The 11,241-nt window shown below is 65.5% G+C and carries 12 protein-coding genes; 10 read left to right on the forward strand and 2 right to left on the reverse strand.

From position 1 onward, the window contains the following. Positions 1-130: 130 nt before the first annotated feature. The gene (locus C7I84_RS24445; RefSeq protein WP_106774837.1) at positions 131-1,699 is read left to right on the forward strand and encodes a helicase HerA-like C-terminal domain-containing protein; all 1,569 of its coding nucleotides are present in this window, start codon (positions 131-133) and stop codon (positions 1,697-1,699) included. A gap of 74 nt (positions 1,700-1,773) precedes the next feature. Continuing rightward, positions 1,774-2,835: a GSU2403 family nucleotidyltransferase fold protein gene (locus C7I84_RS24450; protein ID WP_106774838.1), complete on the forward strand. Its 1,062-nt coding sequence runs from the start codon at positions 1,774-1,776 to the stop codon at positions 2,833-2,835. A 38-nt stretch (positions 2,836-2,873) separates the two neighbouring features. Here C7I84_RS24450 and C7I84_RS24455 read toward each other — a convergent pair whose 3' ends face one another. Both C7I84_RS24455 and C7I84_RS24460 read right to left on the reverse strand, forming a co-directional pair. Next, the gene (locus C7I84_RS24455; RefSeq protein ID WP_106774839.1) at positions 2,874-3,605 is read right to left on the reverse strand and encodes a L,D-transpeptidase; all 732 of its coding nucleotides are present in this window, start codon (positions 3,603-3,605) and stop codon (positions 2,874-2,876) included. A gap of 197 nt (positions 3,606-3,802) precedes the next feature. After that, the gene (locus tag C7I84_RS24460) at positions 3,803-4,462 is read right to left on the reverse strand and encodes a haloacid dehalogenase type II (protein WP_106774840.1); all 660 of its coding nucleotides are present in this window, start codon (positions 4,460-4,462) and stop codon (positions 3,803-3,805) included. Between the two features lie 241 nt (positions 4,463-4,703). Between C7I84_RS24460 and C7I84_RS24465 the strand changes: the two genes are divergently transcribed. The 8 genes from C7I84_RS24465 to C7I84_RS24500 all read left to right on the forward strand — a co-directional run bounded on the left by C7I84_RS24465 (position 4,704) and on the right by C7I84_RS24500 (position 11,159). Beyond that, a complete protein-coding gene (locus C7I84_RS24465; protein WP_106774841.1) occupies positions 4,704-5,924 on the forward strand; it encodes a helix-turn-helix domain-containing protein in 1,221 nt (406 codons plus the stop codon). Positions 5,925-5,954: 30 nt separating this feature from the next. Beyond that, complete coding sequence (locus tag C7I84_RS24470; protein WP_106774851.1) at positions 5,955-6,623, forward strand: Vgb family protein; 669 nt, start codon at positions 5,955-5,957, stop codon at positions 6,621-6,623. Positions 6,624-6,869: 246 nt separating this feature from the next. Continuing rightward, positions 6,870-7,748, forward strand: coding sequence for a branched-chain amino acid aminotransferase (locus C7I84_RS24475; RefSeq protein WP_106774852.1), 879 nt, complete (start codon positions 6,870-6,872; stop codon positions 7,746-7,748). A gap of 107 nt (positions 7,749-7,855) precedes the next feature. Beyond that, positions 7,856-8,455 (forward strand): superoxide dismutase, encoded by a 600-nt coding sequence (locus tag C7I84_RS24480; RefSeq protein WP_106774842.1) that lies wholly within the window; start codon positions 7,856-7,858, stop codon positions 8,453-8,455. A 169-nt stretch (positions 8,456-8,624) separates the two neighbouring features. Next, positions 8,625-8,846 (forward strand): hypothetical protein, encoded by a 222-nt coding sequence (locus C7I84_RS24485; protein ID WP_106774843.1) that lies wholly within the window; start codon positions 8,625-8,627, stop codon positions 8,844-8,846. A 205-nt stretch (positions 8,847-9,051) separates the two neighbouring features. After that, the gene (locus tag C7I84_RS24490) at positions 9,052-9,672 is read left to right on the forward strand and encodes a nucleotidyl transferase AbiEii/AbiGii toxin family protein (protein ID WP_245428592.1); all 621 of its coding nucleotides are present in this window, start codon (positions 9,052-9,054) and stop codon (positions 9,670-9,672) included. A 76-nt stretch (positions 9,673-9,748) separates the two neighbouring features. After that, entirely contained in the window at positions 9,749-10,186 is a 438-nt protein-coding gene (locus tag C7I84_RS24495; protein ID WP_106774844.1) for a c-type cytochrome, read from the forward strand. A 22-nt stretch (positions 10,187-10,208) separates the two neighbouring features. Continuing rightward, the gene (locus C7I84_RS24500) at positions 10,209-11,159 is read left to right on the forward strand and encodes a c-type cytochrome (protein ID WP_106774845.1); all 951 of its coding nucleotides are present in this window, start codon (positions 10,209-10,211) and stop codon (positions 11,157-11,159) included. The last annotated feature ends 82 nt before the right edge of the window (positions 11,160-11,241 follow it).

Consider the following 11,241-nt stretch of genomic DNA (forward strand, 5'->3'; position numbering starts at 1 on the left):
CAAGCGCAAGCCCGCGCCTGCACTTTCACTTTCGCTCCCATTGTAGCACGGCTGGCGCGCCTCTATACCATTGGCTAACCGCCGGATGTCATTTTCGAACCATCCGTCGGAACGACCGGGAGCAGAGTTCATGGCCGATCCCACCAGCATCTTCCTCGGTGCCAGCCGCAAGCCGGACGATTCGTACCAGCGGCCGGAAGAGCTGCTGTTGAAATACGGCAATCGTCACGGTCTTGTGACGGGCGCGACCGGCACCGGCAAGACGGTAACCTTGCAGATCATCGCCGAAGGCTTCTCCAATGCCGGCATCCCGGTGTTCTGCGCCGACATCAAGGGCGACCTCTCGGGCATCGCCATGATGGGCGAGCCGAAGGATTTTCTGGTCAAGCGCGCCGAAGCCGTGAAGCTCGACCCCTACGAGTTCCAGGAATTCCCTGTGATCTTCTGGGACCTGTTCGGCGAGCAGGGCCATCCCATCCGTGCGACCGTGTCGGAGATGGGACCGCTGCTGCTGTCGCGCTTGATGAACCTGACTGAGGCGCAGGAAGGCATCCTCAACATCGCCTTCCGCATCGCCGACGAGGAGGGCATGCTGCTCCTCGACATGAAGGACCTGCAGGCGCTGCTGACCAACATCGCCGAGCGCGCCGACGAGATCTCGCGGCGCTACGGCAATGTGACGAAGCCGTCGGTCGGGGCGATCCAGCGCACGCTGCTCGTGCTCGAGCAGCAGGGCGCCAACCATTTCTTCGGCGAGCCGGCGCTGCGCATCGCCGACATCATGCGCACCACACGCGACGGCCGCGGCGCCATCAACGTGCTCGCCGCCGACAAGCTGATGATGAACCCGCGGCTCTACGCGACCTTCCTGCTGTGGTTGATGTCCGAGCTGTTCGAGCAGCTTCCGGAGGTGGGCGACCCGGACAAGCCGAAGCTCGTCTTTTTCTTCGACGAGGCGCATCTGCTGTTCGACGAGGCGCCGAAGATCCTCGTCGACAGGGTGGAGCAGGTGGTGCGGCTGATCCGTTCCAAGGGCGTCGGCATCTATTTCATCACCCAGAACCCGCTGGACGTGCCCGAGACGGTGCTGGCCCAGCTCGGCAATCGGGTGCAGCATGCATTGCGCGCCTATACGCCACGCGAGCAGAAGGCGGTGCGCACCGCCGCCGATACGTTCCGGCCGAATCCGGATTTCGACTGCGCCACGGCGATCACCAACCTCGGCACCGGCGAGGCGCTGGTCTCGACGCTGGAGGAGAAGGGCGTGCCGTCGATGGTGCAGCGGACGCTCATCCGCCCGCCGGCCTCGCGGCTCGGCCCGGTGACGGCCGAAGAGCGCAAGAAGCTTATCTCGGAAAGCCCGGTCGCCGGCCAATACGACCAGGCGATCGACCGGGAATCCGCTTTCGAGGTGCTGCAGAAGAAGGCTCAACAGCGGCAGCAGATCGAACCCGAAGAACAGTCCACGCAGGCGGGCGGATCGCGCTGGACGCTGCCGGATTTCGGCGGCGGGCAGCAGCCGGCGCCGTCCGACCGCTACCAGCCGGCGCCGCGCCAGCGGCAGGCACCGGCACCGCGGCCGTCGAATCGCCAGACCGTGGCCGAGGCGGCGATCAAGTCGGTCGTGCGCTCGGTAGGCTCGCAGGTCGGTCGCGCCCTGGTGCGCGGCATTTTGGGCAGCCTGACCAAGCGGCGGTAGCGGACCACTGGCTATCTGGCTGAATTTTTGATATTTTCCACCATTGAGACGATTTTCGGTCGCAAGAGTGGAAAATGTTCTTTACCGAGCTTAGAGGCGACCAACAGCGGCAACTGATCGACACGGTCGAAATATTCGAGGCGTGGCGGGAAGCGAATGTCGAGCGGCGCCGCCGCTTTTCCGGTAGTATGCGCTGGGTGAACCGCGGCGGCAGACGATACCTGTTGCGCAAAGTGGGCTCGCGGGAGCGTTCCCTCGGCCCGGTCAGCGCCGAAACGCAGGAAGCGTTCGAGCGGTTTGTCGGCGGCCGCGAAAGAAACGGCGACCGGCTGTCGGGGCTCGCGCTCCGGTTGGATCAGATGGCCCCTGTCAACAAGGCAATGGGCCTTGGACGTGTTCCGGTTACCGCCGCCAGAATTTTGCGCGATCTCGACGAGCGGGACCTTCTTGGCCATCAACTGTTCGTCGTCGGCACGAACGCATTGTTCGCCTACGAGGCCCGAGCCGGAGTCAGGCTGGCTGCGGAGTTGCTTGCGACCGGCGACGTCGACTTGTTGTTCGATTCCCGCCGGCGTCTCTCTCTTGTGGGTCGGCAAGTGAGAGAAATAGGACTGCTGGGTATCTTGAGGAGGCTCGATCACTCCTTCTCACCGGTTCGCAAGGGAAGCTTTCGGGCTGCCAATCGGGATGGCTATTTTGTCGATCTGATTCGGCCGGAGTCCCGGGATGTTATGCGCGACGAAGAGCGCGATGCCCTTTCCGATCTGCAAGAGGAGATTCACGGTTCACCGATCAGCGGCTTGGGTTGGCTTGTCAACGCTCCCAGATTCGAAGCGATCGCGATCGGTGAAGACGGCTATCCCGCACCGCTTGCCTGTCTTGATCCGCGCGTGTTCGCCCTGCACAAGGCATGGGTCTCCAGCGACGAGCGTCGCGACCCCCGCAAGAGAACGCGTGACATGGATCAAGCAAGAGCTTGCGCGGCCATTGCCGCTACACGCCTCGGCCTGCCTTTCTCCGACGATTCCGCTCTGAGCGTGTTGCCCGCTTCGGTCAGGGCCTTGGAGAGCAGGGTGCGTGCGGCAGATATCGGCGGCGCGCACCCTTCGGGAAGGAGCATGACGCCCGGCTGGTAAGCGTGGACGTCCAGGAGTCAATCCGTTTGCCGGTCCCCTCAGGCGACGCCGATGCCTGACGTGACGAGGATCGGCGACTTGCCCGGCACGCGGTCGTAGAGGTCGATGATGTCCTGGTTCATCAGGCGCACGCAGCCGGACGAGACCGACTTGCCGATCGACCACCATTCCGGCGAGCCGTGGATGCGATAGAGCGTGTCCTGGCCGTTCTGGAAGATGTAAAGCGCGCGGGCGCCGAGCGGGTTGTTGAGGCCGGGTGCCATGCCGCCATTGGCGGCACTGTAGCGCTCGAGTTCCGGCTGACGGCCGATCATCGCCTCGGGTGGCGTCCATTTCGGCCATTTCCGCTTCCACTGCATGACAGCGCGTCCCGACCAGTCGAAACCGGCGCGGCCGAGCCCGACGCCGTAGCGCAGCGCCTTGCTGTTCTCCCGGACGAGGTAGAGGTAATGGGTCGAGGTGTCGACGACGATCGTGCCGGGCCGCTCGCCGGTCGGATCGTCGACGATCTGGCGCAGGAAGCGCGGATCGACCTTCTTCAGCGGAATGGCAGGGATTTCATAACCCTCGTCGACGACCGAGGCGTACATCGCCTCGTAGCCGGCAAGCGACGGCTTGTCCGGCCGGGTCGGCGTGGCCGGCCCGGCGAAGTCCGGATAGGGCTGGGTGGTCGCGCAGGCTGAGAGGGTGAGGGAGGCGGCACCGGCTGCGGCAGCGCCGAGGAAGCGGCGCCGCGACATGAGCGGGCTGGAAGGCAGATCGTCAGGCATTCTTTTCTTTCGGTTCTTTCGGTTTGTGCGGCCGGACAGTGCCGGCCAGTCGGCAACAACAGGTAAACGCCAGGTTGCATCCCGGCGCCGGCGGCTGCTGGAGGGTTAAGGTTGCAATTCCGGCGCGATGGCGGAGGAACGGTGGCGGAGATGTGACTGCCCGGCCATGTGGCATGCCCGCCACAGGACAATGAGTCTCAGGCCGTCAGCAATCCTTCCAGCGACGGCAGGATCAGATGCGGCGGCAGGTCGGGATACTCGTCTGGCTGGGCATTGCGGTTGATCCAGACGGTGCGGAAGCCGAATTTGCCGGCTCCGGCGATGTCCCAGCGGTTCGACGACTGGAACGACACCGCGTCGGGATAGAGGCGCCAGCCGGTGGTCACCAGGTCGTAGACGGCGGGGTCGGTCTTGAAGCGGCGGACCGGATCGACGGAAAAAACCGCGTCGATCACATTTTCGAGCGCAGCCGACCTGACTGCCGCCGCCAGCATGTCCGGAGACCCGTTCGAGAGGATAGCCAGCCGTGCGCCGGACGCCTTCAGCGTCCGGAGGACGTGCGGAACCTCCGGATAGCAGTCGAGCGTCCAATAGGCGGCAAGCAGGTCGGCGCGCAGAGCCGGATCGTCCAGCCTGACCGCCGCCATGGCAAAATCCAGCGACTGCTCGGTGAGCGCCCAGAAATCCTGGTAGGCGCCCATCAGCGTGCGCACCCAGGAATATTCGAGCTGCTTTGCGCGCCAGATGTCGGAAAGCCGCTGCGCATCGGGGCCAACCCGCTCCGCGAGGCGGCGAACGGCGGCATGCACATCGAAGAGTGTGCCGTAGGCGTCGAAGACATAGGCAGCGTGTCGCATCGCCTCTACGTTGGGCAATAGACCCGCAAAAGCAAGCACTTGTTGGTATGACGGCTCGATTTCGGCCTCCACGCGTCCGGCGGCGCCGGGCGATACGATTGGAGGTCGGACCCTGTGTGGATGTCAGCCAATGCGATTCTCCCTCTGGTACCGGCTTGGTCGTTCCGGCATGACTACCGGTCGTCGCGAGAAAGGCCAGGCCGGCCTGAGAATGGTGAGGTGACAGCGTGACCGGATTGCCATGGACTCGCTGATCACCGCTGCGGCACGTGCGCTGGCGGCAGGTGATCCGCTGGGCGCGTTGAAGCGGGTTGCCCTGCGTGACGATGCGCCAGCGCTGGCCCTGCGGGGCATCGCCATGGCGCAGCTCGGCGATCTCGTTCGCGCAAAGGCCCTGCTCCGGAGAGCGGGGCGGGCTTTCGGGCCAAAGGAAGTCGTGGCGCGCGCCAGATGCATGGTCGCCGAGGCCGAGATCGCACTCGTCTCGCGGGACCTGGGCTGGCCCGAGAAGGCGCTCGAGGCGGCACGAACGGCGCTCGAAGCACATGGCGACCGCGTGAATGCCGCGCATGCCCGGCATATCGAGGCGCGGCGCCTGCTCCTCATCGGTCGTCTGGATGAGGCGGAACGGATGCTTGCAGGGCTCGATCCCACGTCGCTCCCGCCCGCCCTGCGAGCCGCCCATGAACTCGTCATCGCGGGAATTGCCATACGGCGCCTGCAGGCCCGCGCGGCGCGCGGCGCGCTGAGCCGGGCCGGGCGGGCGGCGCGCGAGGCGGCCATCCCGGCATTGTCGGCGGAGGTCGAACGCGCCTCATTGGCGATGACGACGCCCGCGGCCCGCCTGATTGCCGGTGGCGAGCAGCGCCTGCTGCTGCTGGAGCAGGTCGAAACGCTGCTGTCGTCGCAGGTGCTGGTCGTCGATGCGTGTCGCAACCTCGTTCGTTGCGAAGAGCGGACGGTCTCGCTGGCGACGCGTCCCGTCCTGTTCGCGCTGGCGCGCGCAATGGCGGAAGCCTGGCCGGCCGACATGCCGAGGAGCGCGCTTGTCGCGAGGGCTTTCGGGGGCAAGCATGCCGATGAATCGCATCGCGCTCGCTTGCGCGTGGAAGTCGGGCGGCTGCGGGCGGAGCTGCGGTCCCTGGCGGACGTCGGCGCGACCAAGCGCGGCTTTGCGCTCGATCCGCACGGCGGGCGCCGGCTCGTCGTGCTGGCCCCGCCGGCCGACGAGAAGCACGCGGCGGTGCTCGCCCTGCTGGCGGACGGTGAGGCCTGGTCGAGCTCGTCTCTGGCGATGGCGCTTGGCGCCAGTCCCCGCACCGTGCAGCGCGGTCTGGAACTGCTTGCTGCAGCGGGCAAGGTGCAGTCCTTCGGCCACGGGCGGGCGCGCCGCTGGGTGGCCGCGTCGGTCCCGGGATTCCCGCCAGCCTTGTTACTCCCAGGTCCGCTGCCGGGAGACTAATAATCTTCGCCACCAAGTGGAGAAATGGCCATGAAACGATCCGCAGCCGAGGTGCTTCGTGAATACGGACCTTTTCCGGGCGCCGATAAGGTGCACGGGCTCACCTTCGACGGCCGGCACGTCTGGTTTGCGTCCGGAGACAGGCTCAATGCCGTGGATCCCGCGAGCGGAGAAGCGGTGCGGTCGATCGATGTCGCCGCGCATGCGGGAACCGCCTTCGACGGCCGTCACCTGTTCCAGATCGCCGAGGACCGCATCCAGAAGATCGATCCGCAGAGCGGCCGCGTGCTCGCCACGATACCGGCGCCCGGAGGCGGCGGCGATTCGGGGCTCGCATGGGCCGAAGGGTCTCTGTGGGTGGGACAGTATCGGGATCGCAAGATCCATCAGATCGATCCGCAGACGGGGAGGGTCCTGCGCACCATCGACACCGATCGGTTCGTCACCGGAGTGACTTGGGTGGACGGCGAACTCTGGCACGCGACCTGGGAAGACGAGGCGAGCGAGCTGAGGCGGATCGACCCTGAAACCGGCGACGTTCTCGAGGAACTCGCCATGCCGGCCGGGATGGCCGTGTCGGGTCTGGAATCCGACGGCGGCGACCGGTTCTTCTGCGGTGGCGCAACGAGCGGGAAGGTAAGAGCCGTCCGCCGGCCCAGGCGGACTGCCGACGCACCCGGCGGTTCTGCTGGCAATTAGCTCCACGGGCAAGTAGTCGGAACGCCGCCGCTTTCACGATGGCACTGCCTTACCGCGAAGCAGCCATCCTTATGTGCAGAGGCACTGCGCGGCGAGGAGCCGCGCATGTCGTGCCTTCCTTCGGTCAGACCGGGCAGCTTGCTGTTTCCACCAGGAATCCAAGCTGGCCCACTGTTTTGGCCAGACGCCCGGTTGACCTCGCCGCGCAAAGCGGCTTTCCATGTCGGCCCGATCGGAGGCGCTTCGATGAGTTTGGCGACACCCGCGCAGACTACCACCTGGACCTATGTCGACGGCGACTGGCATGACGGCAACGTCGCCCTGATCGGGCCGCGCTCGCATGCCTTCTGGCTGGCTTCGACGGTGTTCGACGGCGCCCGCTGGTTCGAGGGCGTGGCGCCCGACCTCGACCGCCATGCGGCGCGGGTCAACGCCTCCGCCATCAGCCTCGGGCTGAAGCCGACCATGGGCGCCGACGAGATCGTCGGGCTGACCTGGGACGGGCTGAAGAAGTTCGACGGCAAAACCGCGATCTACATCCGGCCTATGTATTGGGCCGAGCACGGCGGCTACATGGGTGTGCCGGCCGATCCCGAGTCCACCCGTTTCTGTCTCTGCCTATACGAAGCGCCGATGATCCCGCCGTCGGGCTTCTCGCTCACCGTCTCGCCGTTCCGCAGGCCGACGATCGAGTCCATGCCGACCGACGCCAAGGCGGGCTGTCTCTATCCCAACAACGGCCGGGCCATCCTGGAGGCGCGCAAGCGCGGCTTCGACAACGCGCTCGTGCTCGACATGCTGGGCAATGTCGCCGAGACCGGCTCGTCGAACATCTTCCTGGTCAAGGACGGGCATATCTACACGCCGGCGCCGAACCGCACCTTCCTGTCCGGCATCACCCGCTCGCGCACCATCGGCCTGTTGGGCGATTACGGCTTCCGCACCACCGAAGCGACGCTGACGGTGCGGGATTTCCTCGAAGCCGACGAGATATTCTCGACCGGCAACCACTCCAAGGTGGTACCCGTCACGCGCATCGAGGATCGTGAGCTGCAGCCCGGCCCGGTGGCGCGCAAGGCGCGCGAGCTCTATTGGGAGTGGGCGCATTCGACTTCCGCGGCTTGAGCCGCTAGAAGGGAACCGACGCGAAGCGGCGGAGTTTCCCGTGCGCTGCGACCTGTCTTTCGCCGGCCCGACAAGTGCCGGCTTCTAGCCAACGAGGGAGTACTGACATGGCTTTCGAACTGCCCGCTTTGCCTTACGATTATGAGGCGCTCCAGCCCTTCATGTCGAAGGAGACGCTCGAATACCATCATGACAAGCACCACAAGGCCTATGTCGACAACGGCAACAAGCTGGCCGCCGAGGCCGGCATGGAGAACCTCTCGCTGGAAGAGATCGTAAAACAGTCGTTCGGCAAGAATGCCGGCCTGTTCAACAATGCCGGCCAGCACTACAACCACATCCACTTCTGGAAGTGGATGAAGAAGGGCGGCGGCGGCAACAAGCTGCCGGGCGCGCTGCAGAAGGCGGTCGACAGCGATCTCGGCGGCTACGACAAGTTCAAGGCGGACTTCATTGCCGCCGGCACGACGCAGTTCGGCTCCGGCTGGGCCTGGCTCTCGGTCAAGGACGGCAAGCTCGCCATCTCCAAGACGCCGAACGGCGAAAACCCGCTGGTCCACGGCGCCACGCCGATCCTCGGCGTCGACGTGTGGGAGCATTCCTACTACATCGACTACCGCAACGCCCGCCCGAAATATCTGGAGGCGTTCGTCGACAGCCTGATCAACTGGGACTACGTGCTCGAGCTCTACGAAAAGGCCGAGTGAGATCGACCTGCCGGCACCGTCAAAGGCCTGCCGGTCCGACAGGTGCCGACCGAATCTGCAGACCCCGTGCTTGCGCGGGGTCTGGCGTTTGAAGGAGGCGGGCAGTCGCGCCGGCCCGCGGGGAAGAGCCTCCATCGTGCAGGTGCGCTTTCGTGCTATAAGCACCGTCATGACGGTACATTTCGGCAAGCAGATCGTTCCGGCCGATTTCCCCGAGCTGAAGCGGCTCGTCTGGAACAGGGATCCGCTGCGGCCGATCGCAGCCGACGAGACCTTTGCGCTATATGAGCGGAACTGGCGGTTTGTCGACGAGAACCATCTGACCGAGCGCGAGGCCGACCTCATCGACGAGCTTGCACGGGTGTATGGCAACGGCTTCAAGCTGAGATAACTCCGCTTCCGCGGAATGGCACCTGCGGCTATCGTGCTTCGGATAGGCGGAGCGGATAACGCCATGCAATTTGTTCGACGAGAACACCAAATCATCGCTGCAATGCTGCGGCGCATGAATCACCGGATGTTGACCGAAACCCGCTGCTGGTTCGGCGGCGGAACAGCCGTGGTGCTTCTTTATGGCGAGTATCGGCGGTCGCTCGATGTCGATTCTCTGCGCCGACACGAACGGCTACAGGGAAATCAGGAACTCTGTCGTGGGCGGCGGCACGAGGAAGCTCTTCGGCGAGGACGTTGTGAGCGTCCGTGAGCCGCGAGCGGATGCCTATGGCATCCGCATGTTTCTCGAACAGGCGGGGCAGCCGATCAAGTTCGAGATCATCCGCGAAGCCCGCATCACACTCAGCGGAGCCCTTGACGACAGGCTTGGCGTGCCTGTCCTTGGCTTGGTGGACATGTTCGCTGAAAAGCTGCTGGCCAATGCCGATCGATGCATGGATCGCTCCGCTGCCTATCGGGACGCAGTCGACCTCGGCAGGCTGGTCGAAGCCCATGGCCGTATTCCCGCGGAGTCCTTGGAAAAGGCCATGCACGCTTACGGTGCCGACATCGAGCGGAAGGCGGTCTGGGTGGTCAACGACTATGCAAAGATGGAAGACTGCGCGAGGCTGCTGCGGCACTGCAGATGGACTTGGCCGTGGCGACCGGCGCCGTGGCGGCATTTCGAGCCGAATGCTGCCGCATCTGGCCGGCTGGCGCCATCGAAGGCTGATCCCCCGAGGCGGTCGGAAGATCGTCCCCGGCTTGTCTTCACACAACCGTGAAGTTGCGCGTCGCAAGAACTGGTGCAACCTCGTCGTTGACCTCCTCAGGCAGCCATCCGCAACCCAAGGATCATCCATGAAGAAACTGCTCGTCGCCGTCTCACTGCTCGTGCTCGCCGCCACGGCCGTCCAGGCCGATCCGATCGCCGATCGCAAAGCCCTGATGAAGGCGAACGGCAAGGCCGCCGGGCAGCTTGCCGCCATCGCCAAGGGAGAGCAGCCCTTCGACGCTGCCGCCGTGCTGGCCGCCCTGACGACCCTCAACGAGGACGCCCAGAAGCTCGACGTGGCGACGTTGTTTCCGGCCGGCACCGACAAGGGCGACACCACCGCATCGCCGAAGATCTGGGAAGACCTGGCAGGCTTCCAGGCGGAGGTCGACAAGTTCAAGGCCAACGCAGCGGCCGCGGTCGCCGCCCCGCCGGCCGATGTCGCCGGCGTCAGGGCGACGCTCGGCGGCATCGGCCAGAACTGCTCCTCCTGCCATGAGGCGTTCCGGGTGAAGAAGGGTTAGGCAGCGCCCGGCCCGCTGCGCAATGCCGATGTTTTCCAGGCTTGCCGTCGGTGTCGTTGCGTTCGCCGTTGCCGCTGCCGGCGCATTCTGGCTGCTGACGCGACCGGAGCGGCTCGACGCAGCGACCCTGGCCGGGTTGGGCACGGGTGATGCAGCGCGCGGCGAACGCATGTTCTGGGCGGGTGGCTGTGCTTCATGCCATGCGAAGCCCGGCTCGGAAGGGGATGCGCGTCTGGAGCTTGCAGGCGGCGTCCGGTTGAAGACCGCCTTCGGCACCTTCATCGCCCCCAACATCTCGCAGGACCCGGCCGACGGCATCGGCGCATGGTCGTCCGCCGACCTCGCCGATGCCATGCTGAAGGGCGTCTCGCCGGATGGCGCGCATTACTATCCGGCCTTTCCCTATACGTCCTACGCGCGCATGCAGCCCGCCGACATTGCCGATCTCCATGCCTTCCTGGAGACGCTGCCGGCTGTTCCGGGCAAGGCCGCCGGGCATAGCCTCGGCTTTCCCTACAGTTTTCGCCGCGGCCTGGGTTTGTGGAAACGCGCATATCTCGGCAGCGAGCCGGTGGTCGCTCTGCCGGACGGCGCGGCGGAGCCGGTCGAACGCGGCCGCTATCTCGTCGAGGGGCCGGGCCACTGCGGCGAGTGTCACACGCCGCGCGACTCCTTCGGCGGGCTGCTGAAGGAGCAGTGGCTGGCCGGCGCCGTCGCGGCCGAAGGCGAAGGTGTCGTACCCAACGTCACCGGCGGCGAAGGCGGCATCGCAGACTGGTCGCAGAGCGACATCGCCTATTTCCTGGAAAGCGGCTTCACGCCGGATTTCGATTCGGTCGGCGGCACGATGGTGGACGTGCAGAAGAACATGGCGCAGCTGACGCCCGAGGACCGCGCGGCGATCGCCGCCTATCTCAAGGCAGTGCCGCCGCATGCCAACGGGTATCCGGCGAGTAGGGCAGTAGGGCAGTAGGGCAGTAGGGCAGTAGGGCAGTAGGGCAGTAGGGCAGTAGGGCAGTAGGGCAGTAGGGCAGTAGGGCAGTAGGGCAGTAGGG

Source organism: Kumtagia ephedrae, assembly GCF_003012745.1.
Classification (GTDB): domain Bacteria; phylum Pseudomonadota; class Alphaproteobacteria; order Rhizobiales; family Rhizobiaceae; genus Kumtagia; species Kumtagia ephedrae.

Excerpts from the sequence above, each read along its gene's own strand:
- C7I84_RS24445 (WP_106774837.1), top strand. The coding sequence starts at position 131 with ATGGCCGATCCCACCAGCATCTTCCTCGGTGCCAGCCGCAAGCCGGAC.
- C7I84_RS24450 (WP_106774838.1), top strand. The coding sequence starts at position 1,774 with ATGTTCTTTACCGAGCTTAGAGGCGACCAACAGCGGCAACTGATCGAC.
- C7I84_RS24455 (WP_106774839.1), bottom strand. The coding sequence starts at position 3,605 with ATGCCTGACGATCTGCCTTCCAGCCCGCTCATGTCGCGGCGCCGCTTC.
- C7I84_RS24460 (WP_106774840.1), bottom strand. The coding sequence starts at position 4,462 with ATGCGACACGCTGCCTATGTCTTCGACGCCTACGGCACACTCTTCGAT.
- C7I84_RS24465 (WP_106774841.1), top strand. The coding sequence starts at position 4,704 with ATGGACTCGCTGATCACCGCTGCGGCACGTGCGCTGGCGGCAGGTGAT.
- C7I84_RS24470 (WP_106774851.1), top strand. The coding sequence starts at position 5,955 with ATGAAACGATCCGCAGCCGAGGTGCTTCGTGAATACGGACCTTTTCCG.
- C7I84_RS24475 (WP_106774852.1), top strand. The coding sequence starts at position 6,870 with ATGAGTTTGGCGACACCCGCGCAGACTACCACCTGGACCTATGTCGAC.
- C7I84_RS24480 (WP_106774842.1), top strand. The coding sequence starts at position 7,856 with ATGGCTTTCGAACTGCCCGCTTTGCCTTACGATTATGAGGCGCTCCAG.
- C7I84_RS24485 (WP_106774843.1), top strand. The coding sequence starts at position 8,625 with ATGACGGTACATTTCGGCAAGCAGATCGTTCCGGCCGATTTCCCCGAG.
- C7I84_RS24490 (WP_245428592.1), top strand. The coding sequence starts at position 9,052 with ATGTCGATTCTCTGCGCCGACACGAACGGCTACAGGGAAATCAGGAAC.
- C7I84_RS24495 (WP_106774844.1), top strand. The coding sequence starts at position 9,749 with ATGAAGAAACTGCTCGTCGCCGTCTCACTGCTCGTGCTCGCCGCCACG.
- C7I84_RS24500 (WP_106774845.1), top strand. The coding sequence starts at position 10,209 with ATGCCGATGTTTTCCAGGCTTGCCGTCGGTGTCGTTGCGTTCGCCGTT.